Source organism: Micromonospora sp. NPDC049004 (assembly GCF_040649315.1).
Taxonomy (GTDB): domain Bacteria; phylum Actinomycetota; class Actinomycetes; order Mycobacteriales; family Micromonosporaceae; genus Micromonospora.
In genome coordinates this window covers 303,609-321,952 of sequence record NZ_JBEZFG010000003.1, presented here as the reverse complement: position 1 = coordinate 321,952, position 18,344 = coordinate 303,609, and the positions used below count along the sequence as shown (strand labels likewise).

Below are 18,344 nucleotides of genomic sequence, written 5' to 3'. Positions count from 1 at the left end.
CCGTATCGAGGGTCACCGGCGGGCGGTGGACCGCCGGTACGCCCAGGCCGAGAGGCCCAGGAACGCCACGGTCCACCCCGCGAGCACGGCGAGCCCGGACGGGGTGGGTGCCAGACCTGCTGCCGAGCGCCAACCGAGTTCCGCGAACCGGTACGTCGGCAGGGCGTGTGCCAGGTGACGCAGCACGGCGGGAAAGTACGCCACCGGCACGAGCAGGCCGCCGAGGACCGACAGGCCGAGAAAGACGAGGAAGTTGACCGACTGGGCGAACTGCGGGGTGAGGCCGTACCCGATGGCGAGCCCCAGCAGCGCGAACGGCACCGTGCCCACCCACATCAGCAGCAGCAGCGCCGCCCACCGGCCGGCGCCCAGCTCGACGTGGTGCTGGATCCGTCCGGCGCAGCCGACCGCCAGCACCGACGGCACGCCGCTGAGCGTGCAGACCAGGGCCTTCGCGGTCACCGCCTGCCAGGCGGGCAGCGGGGTGACACGCAGCTGGCGCAGCCAACCCGACGCGCGCTCGTGGGCGACCGACGCGCCCACCGAGAGCACACCCGCCACCGCGCCGTAGCCGGCCAGGCCGACCATGAGGGCGGCGGCGGCGTCGACGCCCTCCAGCCGGTCGTCGCCGGGGCCCACCGACGAGAAGATGACGTACGTGACCACCGGTGAGAGGACGGTGAACAGCAGCAGCCGTGGGTCGCGGGCCAGCCGGCGCAGCTCGAATCGCAGGTACGCGCGCATGTCAGTGCTCCGTCGAGGTGGTGGTGAGGGTGAGGAAGGCGGCTTCCAGGGCGACGGCGGTGACCTCCAGGCCCCGGAAGCCGCGGGTGCCGGCCAGCGCGAGCACCGTGGCGTCGGCGTCGTCGGTGGTGAGCACGACCCGCTCGCCCCGGAGCTGCACCGACCGGACTCCGGGGAGCGTGTCGAGGCCGTCGACCGGCCCGCCGGCGAGGTCGAAGGAGACGGTACGGCCGCCGGCAAGCGCCCGGATCTGCGCCGGCGGTCCGTCGGCCACCACCCGCCCCGCGGCGAGCACCACGACGCGGTCGGCGAACTCGTCCGCCTCGTGCAGGTGGTGGGTGCTGAACAGGACGGTGTGCCCGTCGGCGGTGTACCTGTGGATGGCCGCCCAGAACGCCTGCCGGGCGGCGACGTCCAGCGCGGCCGTGGGTTCGTCGAGGACCAGCAGGTCCGGGTCGCCGGCCAGCGCGAAGGCGAACCGCGCCCGTTGCGCCTCACCGCCGGAGAGCTTGTCGAGGCGGCGGTCGGCGCGTTCGGTCAGCCCGGCCAGGGCCAGTACGCGGTCGGTGGCCACCGCTCGGGGGTAGAGCGCCCGGGCGAGGTCGACGACCTCCCGGATCGTCGCGCTCGGCACCCAGCCGGCGTCCTGGAGCATCGCGCCGACCTGTCCCGCCCGCACCGCCTCGGCGGGGGGTCGACCGAACAGGGTCACGGTGCCGCTGTCGGGCCGGTCCAGACCCAGCAGGAGCGAGAGGGCGGTGGTCTTGCCGGCGCCGTTGGGGCCGAGCAGGGCCACCGTGCTGCCCCGCGCGATGCTCAGGTCGAGCCCGTCGACGGCCCGGACGGGACCGAACCGCCGGGTGAGGCCGCTGAGGCGTACGGCTGTGTCATCCATGCCCGTCACGCTATGCACGCTCCGGCGACGCGGGCAGAGCCACCGGTACGCGGTCGGCCAGGACATTTGTCCCGCGGATGGCCGTCCGTCCACTGTGCGGCCGGGTCGGGCCACGGATCCCGGGGGACCGCGGGCCCGACCCCGGACGGAGCCCGGGGCCGGGCCGCGCGGTCGGGCTACCGTGTCAGCTTCTGGTCCACCGCTGGCTGGTCCCGCCGTTGCAGGTGGAGAGGACCACCGGGCTGCCGTTGGCGGTGCCGGCGGAGTTCGGGGTGAGGCACAGACCCGACTGGACCCCGGTGACCGTGCCGTCGGATCCGAGGTTCCACTGCTGGTTGGCGCCACCGTTGCAGTCCCAGATGATCACCCGGGTGCCCGAGGTCGTCCCGGCGCCCTCGGCGTCCAGGCACTTGGTGCCGTACACCTGGAGTTGCCGGCCGGCCGTCGACGTCCACTGCTGGTTGGTGCCGCCGTTGCAGTCCCACAGCGCCACCTGGGTGCCGTTCGTCTGCGAGCGGGACGGGACGTCCAGACACCGGCCGGCGTTGACGTTGCGCAGGGGCGCGGCCGTGCCGCCCGGCGGCGGGGTGGTGGGGGTGGTGGTGTCGAAGCCGAGGAAGCGGATGGCCTGGGCGGCGTCGAACGGGATCGAGTGGCCGTAGCCCTGGAAGCTGATCGCCTCGACCGGGGCGGTCGGGCCGGTGCCTCCGTAGCGGGTGCGGGTGGCGCTGGTCTGCGGGTAGTCGGTGTAGCTGGGGGTCTGCGAGATGCCCAGCACGTTGGTCCACTGTTTGATCTGTTCGCCGAAGTTGACGTAGCTCAGCGTGGTGTCCGTGGTGCCGTGCCAGATCTGGACGCGGGGGCGGGCGCCGGTGTAGCCGGGGTAGGCGTTGCGGACCAGGTCACCCCACTGCTGGGGGGTGCGGGTGATCCGTCCGCCGGAGCATTCGCTGTTCCATTCCGCGCCGTTGGTGGTGGCGAAGCAGCCGAACGGGACTCCGGAGGAGCTGAAGCCGGCGCTGAACACGTCCGGATAGAGGCCGAGCATGACGTTGGTCATCATGGCGCCGGAGGAGAAGCCGCCCACCGCGATCCGGGTCGGGTCGACCGGGTAGCGGGCGCGGACGTAGTCGAGCATGGACTTGAGGCCGACGGGGTCGCTGCCGCCGTCGCGGCGCAGGGCCTGCGGGGAGGAGACGTCCCAGCACTTGCTGCTGCGGGTCACCGACGGGTAGATCACGATGAAGCCGTAGCGGTCGGCCAGGGCGCTGAGGCCGAAGCCGGTGTGCACGGCCGGGCCGCTGCCCGTGCAGTAGTGCAGGGCGAGCAGCAGCGCCGGGCGGGCCGCGACCCGGTCCGGCACGTACAGGTGCATCTGCAGGTTCGTCGGGTTGGTGCCGAAGTTGCTCACCTGGGTGAGCGTCGCGGCCGACGCCGGCGTGGCGGGCGTGACCACTGCCGTCATCGTCGCCAGGGCCGTCGCCAACCCGGCGGCCAGCAGCGCGAGCCTTGTTCTCATCGGCGGTTCCTTCACAGTGTGCGTGCGGCGGTGGCGGTGAAGCGTGCGGAAAGAAGGCCCGGACGCATCGACTGTGAGCGATAACATTCGGTTCGTCAAGGCGTGCCGTATGACGTCAATTCACCCGTGCGAGCGGGTCCACTTGAGATCCCCGATTCGGCCATGACATTCTTGGCCGTCGATAACTCGCTGCGCGCGGGGCTGACGCCCGTCCACTGGGCAGCCGGGACCGGACCACGGATCCCGGGGGACGGAGCACGAGCGATGGGGCGCCGGGGCCTGTCCGTCCACGAGTCCGCCCGCCGCCGCGTCGCTGCATGCCGGCCGGGTGACCCACTGTCGTTCACGCAAAGGAACCCGACCATGCGCAAACCGATCCGCCGTGCGGCGCTCCTGGCGGGCGTGCTGCTCGCCGCGACCGCACTCCCCGGCATCGACCCACCCAACGCCAGCGCGGCAGCCGACCCCGACACCGTCGCCGTGACCGTGAACGCCCGCGCCGGGCTGGCGCGGGTGTCCGACACCGCGTTGGGCGTCAACCACGCCATCTGGGACCAGAACCTGGGCACCGCCGAGACGTCCGACCTGCTGCGCGACGCCGGTGTGCAGATGATGCGCTATCCCGGCGGCTCGTACGCCGACATCTACCACTGGAAGGACCACAGCGCGCCCGGTGGGTACGTCGCCCCGGACACCGACTTCGACACGTTCATGGCGGCGGTCAGGCGGGTCGGCGCCCAACCGATGATCATCGCGAACTACGGCACCGGTACGCCGGCCGAGGCCGCCGACTGGGTGCGCTACGCCAACGTGACCAAGGGCTACGGCGCGAAGTACTGGACGATCGGCAACGAGAACTACGGCAACGGGCACTACGGGTCGGCGTGGGAGGCGGACGACCACCCGGACAAGAGCGCCAGCCAGTACGCGCGGCTGGTCGTCGAGTACGCCGACGCGATGAAGGCGGTCGACCCGAGCATCAGGGTGGGCGCGGTGCTCACGATGCCGGGGAACTGGCCGGACGGGATCACCGCCGGCAGCGACCCCGGCTCCTGGAACCAGACGGTGCTCTCAATCGCCGGCCCGAAGATCGACTTCGTGGACGTGCACTGGTACCCGGGTGGCACCGCCGCCGAGTCGCTGACCCGCACCAACCAGCTACCGGACGCGACGTACCTGCTCCGGCAGCAGCTCAGCAGGTACGCGGGCCCGAACGCCGACCGGATCGGCATCAGCTTCACCGAGCTGAACGTCGGCGCCGGCCAGAACACCCAGCCCGGGGCGCTGTTCCTGGCCGACGCGTACAGCGGGCTGCTGGAGAACGGCGTCTTCACCGCCCAGTGGTGGAACGTGCACAACGGCATCGGCACCGTGAGCGAGGTGGCGGGCCAGACCGACTACGGCGACTTCGGGATGCTGTCCAGCGGCGGCTGCACGGCGGACGGCTCGGTGTGCGAGCCACCGTTGAACACGCCGTTCGCGCCGTACCACGCTCTGACGATGATGAAGCTCTTCGCGAAGACCGGCGACCAGTTCGTGCGCGCCGGCACCGACGAGCCACTGGTCAGCGCGCACGCCGTTCGGCGGGGCAACGGCGACCTGGCCGTGCTGCTGATCAACAAGGACCCGGAGGCGGCCCACGACGTCGCCATCGACTACGCCGGGTTCACGCCGTCGACGGCCGCGCCGACGGTGTCCACCCTCACCAACGGCGCGACGGGCATCGCCACCGACCAGTCCGGCTCGGCGACCAGCAGGACGCTTCCGCCGTACTCGCTGACGACGCTCGTGCTGCGCCCGGCCGGCACGACCGCCGGACGGCCGTCGGCCCCGGGCCAGCCCACCGCCAGCGGCGTCACCGACCGGGGCGCGACGATCACCTGGCCGGCGGCCACCGCCGGCAGCAGCCCGATCGCCAAGTACGAGGTGTACCGGCAGAACGGCGCGGTCAGCGAGCAGCTCGGCGAGACGGCGACGACGTCGTTCACGGTCGGCAACCTGGTGCCGGGCAGCAGGTACACCGTCAACGTGCTGGCCCGTGACACGGCCGGCCGGGTGTCCTGGGCCTCACCGCCGTTGACGTTCGCCACCGGCAGCCCGGCGACCAGCGCGTGCACGGTCCGCTTCACCGCCGCCAACGACTGGGGCAACGGCTACATCGGGGGCGTCGAGATCACCAACAACGGGACGAAGCCGATCACCGGCTGGACGCTCACCTGGACCTGGCCGACCGGCTGGCAGCAGGTGAGCAGCGGCTGGAGCGCCGGCTGGGAGCAGGTCGGCACGGCAGTGCGCGTCACGCCGACCGACGACAACCGGCAGATCGCTCCGGGCGCGAGCGTGAGCGCCGGATTCGTCGGCGCCTACAGCGGGCCGAACGTGCTGCCCACCGCGTTCACCCTCAACGGCACCGTCTGCACGAGCGGCTGACACCGCCGCGATGAGCGTGATGCCTGTGCGTCATCTAGATGACTCACAGGCATCACGCTCGTCAGGACAGGAACTGCCCGCCGTGGTCAGCCCGCCTGTCGTACGGTCACCGTGGCCGTCCCGGTGTCGTCCGCCCACGGGTCGAGAACCAGGGTGTACGTGCCCTTCTTCGGCAGCGGGCCCGCCTCGAACCTGCCGCTGCCGCCGATCACACAACCGGTGGCCACCGTCGCACCGTCCGGACCGTTCAGCAGCAGGATTCCGCACCTGTCGGACAGGCTGGCGCCGGTCACCTCGACGGTGACGCGGCGACCGGCGTCGGCGGGGAACCGCAGCCGGCTCACCGCGCCCGGCCGGCCGACGGTCAACGTGACGGCCCGCCCGTCCGCCACGGTGTCGGCCTGCTCGTCGTGCGCGTCGCGCAGCCGCACGTCCGCCCAGCCGGTGTCGGTGGAGGTCCCGTCGACCTCCAGGACGTAGCGGCCCGTGGCCGGTAGGACGAACCCGTCCACGTTGCCCTGGCCGCCGATCACGCAGCCGGTGGCCACCTCCACTCCCGCCGGGTCGCGCAGGCCCAGCACGCCGCACCGGTCCGGCAGGGTCGCGGCGGTGACCTGGAGGAAGACCTTCTGGCCGGCACGCCCGTCGAACGCCAGGCGGCTCACCGCCCCCGGTTGGGCGAGCGTCGCCCGCACCGCCGGCCCGTCCAGCGTGAGTGTCTTCTCCTCGTCGGTGACGGTGACGACCCGTACCGTCGCGCGGCCCAGGTCGGCGTCGGCCGGGTCGAGCACCACCTGGTGGTCGCCGGTCTCGGTGAGCGTGGTGGTGTCGATGAAGCCGACACCGGAGATGACGCAGCCGGTCGCCAGTTGACGCCCCTGCGGGTCGAGCAGCAGCAGGATGCCGCACCGGTCCGGCGTGGTGGCGGCCGGCACCCCGACGAAGATCTTCTGACCGGCGCGGCCGGGCACCTTCAGGGCGGCGGTGGCACCGGGTCGGGTGACCTCCAGGGTGACGTCGCCGACGCCGGGAACGTCCCGCTGGGCCCGCGCGGCGTCGGTGGCGAACGCGACCTGTCCGGTGAGGGCGACGTCGAGTGTGCAGTCGGCGAGGGTCCGCGGGTCGGTGACGCCGGCCCGCCGGCAGATGAGTTCGGCGGTGGCCCGGTTGGGAAGGTCGCCGACGGTGAGCAGCCGGTCGGGGAAGCGCCGGTCGGTGAACGTGCCGGTGTCCTGACCCGGTTCGTAGTCGAACAGCGACCGGGGGGCCTCGACGCGCCAACTGTCGGCGAAGCCGGGGTAGAGCGCCTCGAACGTGGGCGGCTGGGCCACCCGCTTACCGTCGCGGACGGTCAGATCGTCGCCCGGGTCACCGTCGTGGTCACCGAGCAGACCCTCCAGCGTCCCGGCCCGGGCGTCCGGCGCGCTGACGCTCACGCTCAGCCCCCACACGCCGAGGGGGTGCGCGGTGAGCCGGGTACCGTCCGGCCAGTCCACCGTCACCGTGCCGTCCCACCAGGTGGTGACCGTGCCGCCGTGCGGCAGCTTCGTCCCGGTCGGCGCGACGGTCGCCGGTGCGCCGTTCACCCGGACGACCGGGCCGCCGGGCGTCGCGTACACGGCGACCCGGTCGCCGCGCACCCGTGCCGCGACCGCGGAGTTGACGGCCACCGTCGAGCTGGCCGGGAACATCGTCTGTCGGGTCTGGACCTCGAAGTCGTCGGTCGTCGAGCGGCTGAGCACGAACTCGCCGGCGGCCTGGAAGTCGTACCGGAGGCCGTCGTAGGTCAGCAGGTGCGGGTCGCCGTTGCTGTTCGCGCAGCGGTAACCCTTGCCGATCACGGAGATCGAACAACCCCCGCCCGAGGGCGGGCGCGGCGCGGGCGGATCGCAGTCCTTGCCGTTCGCCGGCAGCTTCATGCCGCTGTACGTCGTGCGAAGCGGCAACCCGGCGCCTGCGCGGTACGCGTTCTCCGCCAGGACCGCGTGCACCTCGCCGGGATCCACGCCGCTGGCGAACTGGCCGCCCTGGGTGCAGAACTGACCCCGATCGGTGTCGTTGGTGAGGTCTAGGGCGTGGTTCATCTCGTGGATGAGGGTGGCGCACTGGTCCTCGGTGAAGTCCTTCCCCTCGCCCGGCAACGCGCGCCCGTCGTTCTCCGGCACCCAGTTGATCTGCACGTCGCTGCCCGGGACGTACGTCGTCGTGTCGCTCTCGTTGCCGACGATGGGCCGGCGCACCTTGATCGTCTTCTTGTGGGCCTGCAACGCGTCGAGCACCGCGCCGTTGCCCGAGCCGCGGATCTGCCCGACGCAGCCCGCGTACTCCGTCTGCACGTCGGAGTTGACGCTGATCACGGCGGACGCCGACTGGGGGGCCAGCAGCACCAGCACCCCGGCCAGGACCACGCCCAGACGGATCGCGCGCACGCCGGTCACCCGCCCCTCACCTCGAAGTCGACAGGGCCCTGCTCGGCCGTCGCGGCGCAGGCGTCCGCCGGCACATCCGGCAGGGGTGCCCGCAGGTAGCCCACCACCAGCCGGTACGCCCCCGGCTGGTCCACCGGCCACCACGTCACCGTTGCGCCGCCGCGCCCGTCGGAGGCGGAGGTGGTCAGCGCCGCCCCGACGGGGCTCTGCGGGTCACTGCCGAGGGTCAGCTCCACCGAACCGCGCGGTGGCACCGGGACCAGGTTCTCGATGAGGTACGCCGTGAAGTCCCGGTAGTAGGCGGCAGCACCGATGGCGGGGGCGACCGGCGCTCCGTCGCGCGTGAGCGACAGCACCGTCACCGCCCCGTCCGGCACCCGGCTCAGCCGGCACTCGGCGTCCCGGTTGTTGACCAGCTTGAGCCGCAGGTTGACCTGTTCACCCACCCGGTACGCGGGCTGCGACGCCGTGACGGTGAGGCCGACAGTCGCCGTACCGCCGGAGGGGGCCGGCGCGGGACGCGACCGGCGGCATCCGACAGTCGTGGCCAGTAGCAGCACGGCGAGGCAGCCGGCGAGCGCCGCCCGCCCTGCCGACCCTGCCCGGGGTACGCCCATGGGCCGCGCGCCTCCTCGGACCGACGTCCGTCGTCGGCGATACCGGCCAGCCTGCGCCGCAGGTGCGGGTGAGCGCTGTCGTCATCCGGCCCGGCGGATGTCCAGTAGCCGACGCGCCCGACGGCCGGGCGCGGCCGTCAGGGGCGCCAGATCGCGGCCGCGCCGGCCAGTGCGGCTTCGTGGTACGGCGTCCGCGTTGAGCCGTCGGCGATGACCTCGACCGGCCACTTCTGCCGCAGCGTCGTCCACAACTGCGCCATCACTCCCGAGTACGTCGCCAGCTCGTCGGCGCCCTCGGCCACCTGCAACACGTACAGCCAGGCTGCGTTGTCCGGTGCGCCGTCGAGCGGCGCCCGCCAGACGCGGTGCAGGCTGCGGCCACCCCGACGCGGGGCATCGGTGGACAGAAGGTCGTCGGCCGGTGTCGGGTCGGGGGCGTCCGCCGGGCCGGTGGGGCTGAACCGGTAGGGCGGGGCCGGCACCTCGGCGATGATCGGCACCTCGGCCAGGTCGCTGCCGTCCGGGTCACCGAGGAAGGAGCGCATCAGGGCCTGCTCCTCGGCGGTGATGCCGACCCCGTGGTACGCGAGGTTCAGCAGCAGCGTGTCGTCGGCCAGGTCCAGTTCACCTGCGGAATAGTGCTCCCGCACGGCGCCGAGGGTGTCGTCGGCCAGCCGCCCCGCGAGGCGGCGGCACACCTCGGCGACCGCCGCGTACGACTTCACATCCATGGTGTTCATCTCTTGTTGTAGGGGCCGAGATCGGTCGTCGTGACGTTCCCCTGGGCGTCCTGGACAACCCTGACAATCCTTCTGCCCTTCGGGCCTTCCCAGGTCCAACTGCCGTCGCCGCCGACAGCGGGATTACTGTAACGAGGCGCGACGCTGCCCGGGACTCCCCGGGGAGCGGGGGTCGGCGCATTCGGGTTCTTGATGACGCCCGGGTCGCTCGGGTCCACCGGGTAGGACGTGCGTATCTCGCCGTCGGCGAGCACCGTCGTCTTGACCTTGACGCCGTCTACAGCGCCTTCGTAGTCGTACGCCCACCGCCGATTGCCGTCCGCGTCCTTGGTCAGGTACGGCCCTTTCACCGGTGGGCCCTGCTGCGTCACCTGAATCGCGGCGTCGCGAATCTTCGACTCGTCCCAGGTCTTCGGGAACTCCGTCTTGTCGCGCAAGCCGGTGCCCGCGAGGTGGCCGCCCTGCCGGCCGCCGTCACCCTCGATGATGTGCTTCTTGGACGCATCGGTGTACCGGATGTCGCCCGGGTTCGGCGGCCGCGTCGGCTTGGCTGGCTGGGTGGGCTGCGTCGACGCGGGCGGCGTGCGCGGTGCGCTGCGCTGCGTCGGGGCGGAGTTGGTGGCGCCCGAGCCGCTCGACCCGGCCCGGGGCCGCTGCTGCGACATCCGCACCGTCGTCGGGGGGCCACTGGAGATCGGCGAACCTCCGGGCTGCGGACGGCCGAGGGGCGCCAGCGCCGCGCGGATCGCGGTGGCGCAGCGAGCCGCCGCGGCCTGATAGAGGCTCTTCGCTGCAAGCGCGGAAGCCCGAGCCTGCTCGCGTTCCGCCTCGCACAACCGCGCGGCCTGCCCGATGCGGACGACCATCGTGAAGACCGGCTCTCGTTGCCCCGCCGCGTACGACTCGTTGAGCCCGCGCCAGACACCCGGCCCGTAGGTGCGCCGACCGGTCAGGCCGCAGAACTGACCGAGCAGGTTCCGGTACTGACTGTCCGCGGCCATCGCGAGGCGCAGCGCGGCCCGGGACTGTGCCTGGGCACGCGCCAGCTCGTTCGCGAAGGCGGACAGGGCCTGTGCGCCGGCGAGGTAGGCGTCGGCCAGGGCCTTCGCCTGGTCGGGCAGTTGCGCGAGTTCGCGGTCCACGGTCGCGGCGAAGTCGCCCCGCAGGGCCAGCGCGCCGCTGCTCGCCGCGATGGACCGCAGTCGGACGTGGTGCCCGTCGGCCGCCGCGGCCCGGCGCTGGAGATCGGCCGCCATGGCCTGGATCGAGGCTGGTTCGCCGGGGGTCGGATCACCGTCGTAGAGGTCGAGGACCTGCCAGTCGTCCATGTCGGCAGGTGCTCAGCCGTTGATGCCCCCGGCCAGCCGGGCGTCCAGCTCCTGGTGCTCGCGGACGACCCCCACCAGGAACGACGACATGCCCTCCAGCCCACCGATCATGTTCTGGGCGCCGGTGGTCCACTGCTGGTAGGAGTCCTGGAAACGGCCCGACGCCAGCTGGGTGCGGAACTCGCTGTTGACCAGTTGGTCGATCATCGCCTTCAGGGCGTTCAGCTTCTGGGTCATCTCCTCCTGCCCGCTGGTCAGGCTCCGGGCCGCCGACTGGAGACCCTCGTAGCCGACGCTGACGTCACTCATGAGTCTTCCCCTTCGAAGGTTGGTTGGTCGGCAACTGACTGCCGAGTGCGCTGTCGAGCTGGGCGTGGCCCGCGACCACACCGTCGAGCCGGGCCGCGGCCGCCGCCACGGCAGCCAGCAGGCCGGCCCGGTGCCGCGTCGCCGCCGTCGTGAAGTCCGTGAGGGCGACGTCGACGTCTCGCGAACCGGTGGCCGCGAGGCGCGGGGTCTGCTGCCCGGTCGACTCCAGATCCGAGCGTACGTGCGTCAACTGTCGGGCGGCGTCGACGACCGCGTCCCGATCAAAACCGAACCCGGTTGCCATCGCCCCGTGACCCTTTCGGGAAGCCGTGTCTCCGGCGATCGGAGTCGGCCTCGCGGACCACTGGCGACGGACCCACCGGGCGGGTCGGTCTGTTGTGGACGGACACCGGCCCGTGACCGGGCGGAGTATCGTACGCGCCGACTGTAGTGCTCGACGGCAAGGAGCGCGAGGGTGTCAGATCCCCAGCCGGCGCAGCGGCTCGTCGCGGGTCGCTACCGGTTGGAGAGCGTGCTCGGCCGGGGTGGCATGGGGGTCGTGTGGCGCGCGACCGACGAGCTGATCGGGCGCGTCGTCGCGGTCAAGGAGGTCCGCGCACCGGCCGGCCTGACTGGTGAGGAACGCCTGCTGTTCGGCGAGCGGGCGCTGCGGGAGGCGCGGACCGCCGGGCAGATCAACCATCCGGCGGTCGTGGCGATCCACGACCTGGTGCCGGCCGGCGGTGACGACGAGGCCGTCTACATCGTGACGGAGCTGGTGGACGCCCCCACGCTGGCCGACCTCCTGGAACGGGAGGGGGCGTTGCCGCCGGCCCGGGTGACGGCGATCGCCGTACGCATGCTGGACGCGCTGGACGCCGCGCACTCGGTAGGTGTCGTGCACCGTGACGTCAAGCCGGGCAACATCATGGTGCTCCCCGGCGACGCGGTGAAGTTGCTCGACTTCGGCATCGCGCAGGCGGTGGGGGACGCGCGCCTGACCCGGCACGGCATGATGGGCTCGACCGGGTACCTCGCACCGGAGCTGTTCCACGGCAGCGATCCCACGCCGGCGGCCGATCTCTGGTCGGCGGGCGTGACGCTCGCCCAGGCTGTCACCGGTGAGCTGCCGTTCGAGCGGGCGTCCACCGCGGCCACCCTGCACGCCGTCCTGTACGACGACATCCCGGCCATGACGTGTGGGGATCCGCTGGCCACGGTGATCAGTGGCCTGCTCACGCGGGATGTGGCGCACCGGCTCACCGTCCAGCGAGCCCGCGATCTGCTCGCCGTTCCGGTCGACGCCGGAGCGACCGGCCGCCGGGACACCACCGCCTCCACGGCGGCCGCCGACCCGGACCCACCCGCCTCGGTCGACGCCGACGCCGACGCCGACGCCGACGCCGACGCCGATGCCGAGGCCGACGGTGAGCCGGTGGGCGAGTCCTGGGAGCGGCAGGCCACGACCGTGCACCCGGACCGGTCCACGCCACCTCGCCAGCGGGAGAGCGCGGCGTCACCACCACAGTCGACCGGGGCGGTGGCGACCACATTCCCGGTCGAGGTGCCGGAGAAGACCCGGGGCGCCCTCGTCCTGGCTCAGCTGGCCCTGATCGTCCTCACGATCTGGGCGGTTGTCCTGTTCGTCGAGGTGGTGACGGCAAGCGTCCTCCCCGAGTGGATGCCGATCCCCGCCGCCCTCACCATCGGGGTGCTGGCGTTTTGGACGGCGGCGGAGGCGATCGTCGAGCCCTGGCACGGCACGCTGCGGTTCGGCCCGGACTCCCTCCGCTTCCAGGGCGCGCGCGGATCACCGCCCGACCTGCCTTTCGAGCATGTCGCCAGCATCGCGGTGTGGCCCGGCGCCGGGTCGTCGACCGGCACCTCGCGGCTGGGGATCGAGCTGTCGGCGCGTACGCCCGCGCCGGCGCACGGGAGGGTGTTCCAGGGGCCCCCGCAGCGGGACGGCCGAGGGCCGATGTGGGTCGTCGGGGACATCGGCATAGGCCCGAGATCGATGGCAGCCAGACTGGGCACCCTCGTCCCTGAGGACGTCCGGATCGATCAGTCCCGGGAGGTGCCGGTCTGGTCGGCTCGGGCGTTCCAACCGCTCGGCCCCCGGCGGCCGGGGCTGCTGCTGCGGTTCGTGGTGGTCGCCAGCCTCATCCTGTGCGGTCATCTCCTTGTGCACCAGCGGAATGTCACGATGGTGACGCTCGACGACGCCGAGGTCAGCGCGGTGGCGTTCAGCCCGGACGGCGTGACGCTCGCCAGCGCGGACGCCGGGACCTTCGCGATCACGTTCTGGGATGTGGCGACGCGCAAGACGGCAGCCGTCGCCGCGGGGCACCGCGAGGAGATCAAGGTGCTCGTCTTCAGCCCCGACGGCAAGACCCTCGCCAGTGGTGGGCGGGACGGTGTCGTCAAGCTCTGGGATGTCGCCAGCCGGCAGGTCCGGGCGACACTCGTCTTCGGCGAGTACGACACGGTGACCCGGCTGCTGTTCTCTCCCGGTGGGGACAGCATCGCGGCCGTCGGTTCCGGCGACGTCAAGGTGTGGCCGATGGCGTCGTTGGGCAAGCCGGTCGACCTGTCGGCGGGGGACATGGGGGTGCAGACGATTCGCTTCACTCCGGACGGACGTGTTCTCGTGGGCATCGACGGGCAGGGCGGGGTGCGTGCCTGGGAGGTGGCCAGCGGCCGCAGCGCCGCCCGGATCACCGGGCCCATCGCGCCGTGGGCGGAATTCAGGTCCGACGGTGACACGGTGATCCGTGCCTCCGGCACCGGCGCCGTCGTGGCGACCCTGGACGGCGGGACGACGCCTCCCGACGCGGCCGCGTTCGGGCCAGGCGACCTCTTCGTCACGGCTGAGCGGGGCGAGGTGCGGATCTGGCACACCACCACCGCCCGGACGGTCCACAGGTACAAGGAGGGCTTCCTGGACTCCGACGTCCTGCCGTCCGAGGCGGTGGTGATGGCGCCGCGCGGCGAGGTCGTCGCCCTCGGCGGCGACGAGGGGCTGCGGCTGTGGACGTACGGCCCGTCCCGGTGAGGACTCGGCGATGATCCTGCGAATGACCGTGCGGGACGCCGACACGGGGGCGACGCACGACATCGAGGTGAGCGCCGCACCGGCCACCAGCGTGCGATCCCTGCTGGCCGCGCTGCCCATCGCGGCCACCGGCCGGCGCTGCTTCGCCGGGGCCGTCGCGCTGGATCCGGCCGCGCGTCTGGCGGACACCCCGCTGCTGGCCGGCTCGGTGCTCAGTGTGGGTGGCCCCGGACCGGCCGGTCGTCTCGTCACCGACGGCGCGGTGGGCGTACTCGAGGTGGTTGCCGGACCGGACGCGGGCCTGGCTGTCGCGTTGCGGCCCGGAACCCACCCGATTGCTCGCACGTCCTCGGCGGCGCTGCCGCTGCGCGACCCGGACGTCTCGCGCCGCACGCACGCCCTGCTGGAGGTGTCGGCGGACGGCACGGCCACCCTCACCGATGGCGGATCGAGCAACGGCACGTTCGTCGACGGTGCCCGGATCACGCACCTGACCGCCGTGGCGCCGACCAGCGCACTCCAGATCGGCGGGAACGAGCTGCGGTGGACACCCCTGCCCGCCGAGGCGCGGCGGACGGTCCGGGCCGCGGATGGTCGGGTCGACTTCGACCGCGCCTTCGCCCGCGCACCGGTGATCGGAGTCGTCGAGGTGTCCATGCCGGTGCGACCGATCGTCGCCCGGGGGCCGGTGGCCGCCGGGATCCTGCTGGGCGGCGCGGGGTCCGTGGCGGCCGCCCTGTTCACCCACACGCCGATCCTGCTGCTCGGCGCGGCGATCTCCGTCGGCGCTCTCCTGCTCAACCAGTCGGCGCAGGAGAAGCAGGACGCCGAACGCCAGGCCGAGTTCACCAAGGCGAAGAAGGCAGTCGAATCGGCTGTCGCCGCCCAGGTCGAGGCCGAGCAGCGGGTACGCCGGACGCTCGCGCCGAGCCCCGCCGAGATCGTCGAGATCGCCGGCGGTGTGCGGTCCGGCCTGTGGACCCGCCGCGCCGGGGCACCGCACGCGCTGGCGCTGCGGGTTGGCGTCGCCGACGAGCCGGCGTCGGTGACGGTCCGCGGCGAGCCCTGGCCGGAGTTCCGCACCCCGAAACTGTCGGCGGTCCCGATCACCGTGGACCTGGGCGTCGTCGGTGTGCTCGGCGTGACCGGCGCGGACGAGGCGGTCCACGACGTCCTGCGCTGGCTGCTGCTGCAACTGGCCACCCTGCGCGCCCCCGACGATCTGCGGATGGTGCTGCTCAGCGCCGCGGAGGTCGGCGGCCTGACCTGGGCGCGCTGGCTGCCGCACGTCGACGCGGGTGACGCGGCGGCGTACTCGTGCCGGATCGGCAACACCGCCGCCACCCGCACCGAGCGGGTACGGGAGCTGCGTACCCTCGTCGCGTCCCGGCGTGCCGAACGCGACCCGCAGCGGTTCGTGGACGTGGTCGTCGTCCTCGACGGCGCGCTGGCGCTGCGCGACCTGCCCGGGATGGACGAGGTCCTGCGGGACGGGCCGGCGGTCGGGGTGTACCTGATCTGCGCCGACCGGCACAGCATGAACGAGTGCCGGGGGCTGATCGAGACGTCGGGCGACCCGACGCGCCTCACCGCCAGCCCGGACGGCCAGGCGGTGACTGTCGACGCCGACGGGGTCGACGCGACGACCGCCGAGCGGCTGGCGCGGGCGTTGGCGCCGATGCGGGACCGGGCGACCCGCGGGGCGGCCCAGAACGCCATCCCACGGTCGGTGCGTCTGCTGGATCTCCTCGGCCTCGGCACGCCCACCGCCGCCGACGTGCTGGAGCTGTGGGAGCGGGGTCGGGGTCCGCGGACCCGTGTGCTGCTCGGCGCGGACGCGACCGGGCCGGTGGCCGTCGACCTCGCCGGCCAGGGCCCACACACCATGCTGGGCGGCGCGACGGGCGCCGGAAAGAGCATCCTGCTGCAAACCCTGGTCACGTCGTTGCTGCTGGCCAACCGGCCGGACGAGCTCAACCTGGTGCTCGTCGACTTCAAGGGCGGCAGCGCCTTCCTGCCGTTCGAACACTGCCCGCACGTCGTCGCCCTCATCCGGTCCACCGGTGAGACCCCCGCCGACGTGTTCGACGACGCGGCGGCGGCCCGGGTCCTCGCCTCGCTCCGGGCGGAGGTGAGCCGGCGCGAGTCCCTGCTGGCCCGCCACGACGGCGAGATCGACAGGTACTGGCAGAAGCGCCTGGGCGGGACGGCCCTGCCGCCGCTGCCCCGACTGGTGCTGATCTTCGACGAGTTCGGCCGGGTGCTGGACGCCTCTCCCGACTTCGTCAAGGAACTGGTGAACGTCGCCGCGAAGGGCCGCTCGCTCGGCATGCACCTCGTGCTGGCCACGCAGTCGTTGCAGGGCAAGCTGTCGCCGGAATTGAAGAACAACGTGTCCCTGCGGATCAGCCTGCGGCAGAACGAACCTGCCGACAGCACCGAGGTCCTCGGCGTGCCGGACGCCGCCAGCATCCCGGGCGCGCTGCGCGGACGCGGCATGATCCTGTGCACCACCGCCGAAAGCCGCGTCCCGCAACCGTTCCAGTCCGGATATCTCGGCGACCCGCCGCCGGCGGGCGGGGCCACCCCGGCTCTGGTCCGGGTCCTGAGCCCGACGGACCTCGGCGCCGCGCGACCCACCGCCGCGCCGAGAGCCGGCAGCGGGCCCACCGACCAGGAACTCGCCATCGCGGCGATCGAGGAGGCCGCACAGCGGTCCGGGCTACCGGCCCCCTTCCGACCGGTGCTGCCCCCGCTGCCCGCCACGCTGACGGCGGACGAGCTTCCCGCACAGTGGACCTCCGCCGCGCCGAGGACAGCCGTACCATTCGGCCTCGCCGACGACCCGGCACGCCAGGCGCAGCCGGCCGACTTCCTCGACCTCGCCGGGGTCGACCGGCTCCTCGTCGCCGGTGGCCCGCAGTCCGGGCGGACGACCTTCGCCCGGACCCTGATCACCGGCCTGGTCGGCCGCTTCCAGCCCGACCAGGCCCACCTGTACGTCGTGGAACGGCACCCGGCGGGCCTGGCCGAGTACGCGGCGTTGCCGCACTGCGGCGGGGTCTTCTCGCCCGCCGAGCCCGACCGGATCCGTCGCCTGGTCACCTGGCTCGACGAGGAGATCCAGCGCCGCTCCGGCAGCGCGTCCCCGCCGGACGCGGCGCGACCGTACATCGTGGTCGTCATCGACGGCTGGGAGCACTTCGAGGACCACGGCGACCCGACCTTCGTCGAGACGTCCCTGGTCGCCACCCTGCGCGGCGTCATCAGCGCGGGTACGCCGCTCGGAGTGCACGTCGTGCCGATCGGTGGTCAGGACATGCTCACCCACCGGTTGCCGACCCTCTACAACCGTCGGCTGCTCCTGCCGTTTCCCAAGGAGGAGACCCGGCGGATGCAGCTGCTGACCAGCATGACCAGTCCGCCCGTCCTCCCCGGGAGGGCCATCGACGCCGGCAGCGGGCGGCACGTGCAGATCTGCCTACCGACCCGGTCGGTAGCGGACGTCGCCGCCGAGCCGCACGACACGCCTGCGCACCGGCGGCCCCGGCGGTTCCCCGCCCTGCCGTCCCGCGTCGACCTCGCCGCGCTCGACACCACCGCGGCGGCCCAGGGCCGGTCGACGTGGATACCGCTGGGTGTCGGTGGGCCCGACACGACCACCATCGGCGTCGACCTGTTCGAGGCCGGGCCGCACCTGATGCTGATCTCCGGGACCGGCGGGACCGGCCGTACGACGGCCGCCGCCACTGTGGTCCACGCGCTGCGCCGACGCGGCATCGGCGTACTCGCCGTCGCGCCGCCACAGTCCCCGCTGCCGGCGCTGCTCTCCGACGACCCCGGGCTCCGGCTGGTCACCGGCGTCGCGATCAGGGACACCGACCTCCGCGATGCCGTCGTGGCCTTCGGCGACAGGCCGTACGCGGTGGTCGTCGACGACGTCGACCGGGTCACCGTGCTGCCCACCGAACAGGGCTTCGCGAGCAGCCCCACGCTCCTCGACGACATCGTCCAACCGGCGGCTCGCGGCCGGCGGGCATTGATCGTCAGCGCCGACGCCGCGCCCCTGTTGACCGGTTTCCCCAGCCCGCTCACCCGCCTGGTCAACGCCGTCATGCTGGCCGGGACACGCCTCGTGCTGGCCCCGGGCAACCGGACGACGGCAGTGGCCCACAACATCACCCTGGAACCCGACCAGTACCTCACCGGCCCACCCGGGCGCGGCTACCTCTCCACCGGTCGTACCCCGGTGTTGGTGCAGGTGGCAGCACCCTGAGC

The 18,344-nt window shown here is 72.9% G+C and carries 12 protein-coding genes; 3 read left to right on the top strand and 9 right to left on the bottom strand.

Annotated elements, in window-relative coordinates; genetic code table 11:
- Positions 1–12 precede the first annotated feature (12 nt).
- The 3 genes from AB0B97_RS10865 to AB0B97_RS10855 all read right to left on the bottom strand — a co-directional run bounded on the left by AB0B97_RS10865 (position 13) and on the right by AB0B97_RS10855 (position 3,158).
- Positions 13–744 (bottom strand): ABC transporter permease, encoded by a 732-nt coding sequence (locus AB0B97_RS10865; protein ID WP_357492590.1) that lies wholly within the window; start codon positions 742–744, stop codon positions 13–15.
- A gap of 1 nt (position 745) precedes the next feature.
- A complete protein-coding gene (locus AB0B97_RS10860; protein ID WP_357492588.1) occupies positions 746–1,639 on the bottom strand; it encodes an ABC transporter ATP-binding protein in 894 nt (297 codons plus the stop codon).
- A gap of 184 nt (positions 1,640–1,823) precedes the next feature.
- The gene (locus tag AB0B97_RS10855) at positions 1,824–3,158 is read right to left on the bottom strand and encodes a PHB depolymerase family esterase (protein ID WP_357492586.1); all 1,335 of its coding nucleotides are present in this window, start codon (positions 3,156–3,158) and stop codon (positions 1,824–1,826) included.
- A 363-nt stretch (positions 3,159–3,521) separates the two neighbouring features.
- On the opposite strand from AB0B97_RS10855, the gene AB0B97_RS10850 reads away from it, so the two are divergent.
- Positions 3,522–5,588, top strand: coding sequence for a cellulose binding domain-containing protein (locus AB0B97_RS10850; protein ID WP_357492584.1), 2,067 nt, complete (start codon positions 3,522–3,524; stop codon positions 5,586–5,588).
- Positions 5,589–5,674: 86 nt separating this feature from the next.
- Here the strand turns inward: AB0B97_RS10850 and AB0B97_RS10845 are convergent, their stop codons facing one another.
- The 6 genes from AB0B97_RS10845 to AB0B97_RS10820 all read right to left on the bottom strand — a co-directional run bounded on the left by AB0B97_RS10845 (position 5,675) and on the right by AB0B97_RS10820 (position 11,315).
- Positions 5,675–8,017, bottom strand: coding sequence for a VWD domain-containing protein (locus tag AB0B97_RS10845; protein ID WP_357492582.1), 2,343 nt, complete (start codon positions 8,015–8,017; stop codon positions 5,675–5,677).
- A gap of 5 nt (positions 8,018–8,022) precedes the next feature.
- Positions 8,023–8,634 carry a hypothetical protein gene (locus AB0B97_RS10840; protein ID WP_357492580.1) on the bottom strand — a complete coding sequence of 204 codons (612 nt, stop codon included), beginning with the start codon at positions 8,632–8,634 and terminating at the stop codon, positions 8,023–8,025.
- A 137-nt stretch (positions 8,635–8,771) separates the two neighbouring features.
- Positions 8,772–9,365 carry a hypothetical protein gene (locus AB0B97_RS10835; protein WP_357492578.1) on the bottom strand — a complete coding sequence of 198 codons (594 nt, stop codon included), beginning with the start codon at positions 9,363–9,365 and terminating at the stop codon, positions 8,772–8,774.
- A gap of 5 nt (positions 9,366–9,370) precedes the next feature.
- Positions 9,371–10,702 (bottom strand): EndoU domain-containing protein, encoded by a 1,332-nt coding sequence (locus AB0B97_RS10830; protein WP_357492576.1) that lies wholly within the window; start codon positions 10,700–10,702, stop codon positions 9,371–9,373.
- A gap of 12 nt (positions 10,703–10,714) precedes the next feature.
- Positions 10,715–11,011 (bottom strand): WXG100 family type VII secretion target, encoded by a 297-nt coding sequence (locus AB0B97_RS10825; protein ID WP_234582755.1) that lies wholly within the window; start codon positions 11,009–11,011, stop codon positions 10,715–10,717.
- Positions 11,004–11,315: a hypothetical protein gene (locus AB0B97_RS10820; protein ID WP_234582756.1), complete on the bottom strand. Its 312-nt coding sequence runs from the start codon at positions 11,313–11,315 to the stop codon at positions 11,004–11,006. The genes AB0B97_RS10825 and AB0B97_RS10820 overlap by 8 nt, the downstream gene beginning before the upstream one ends.
- A 171-nt stretch (positions 11,316–11,486) precedes the next feature.
- Between AB0B97_RS10820 and AB0B97_RS10815 the strand changes: the two genes are divergently transcribed.
- Entirely contained in the window at positions 11,487–14,066 is a 2,580-nt protein-coding gene (locus AB0B97_RS10815; protein ID WP_357492573.1) for a serine/threonine-protein kinase, read from the top strand.
- A 10-nt stretch (positions 14,067–14,076) separates the two neighbouring features.
- Entirely contained in the window at positions 14,077–18,342 is a 4,266-nt protein-coding gene (locus AB0B97_RS10810; RefSeq protein ID WP_357492571.1) for an FtsK/SpoIIIE domain-containing protein, read from the top strand.
- Positions 18,343–18,344: the final 2 nt, after the last annotated feature.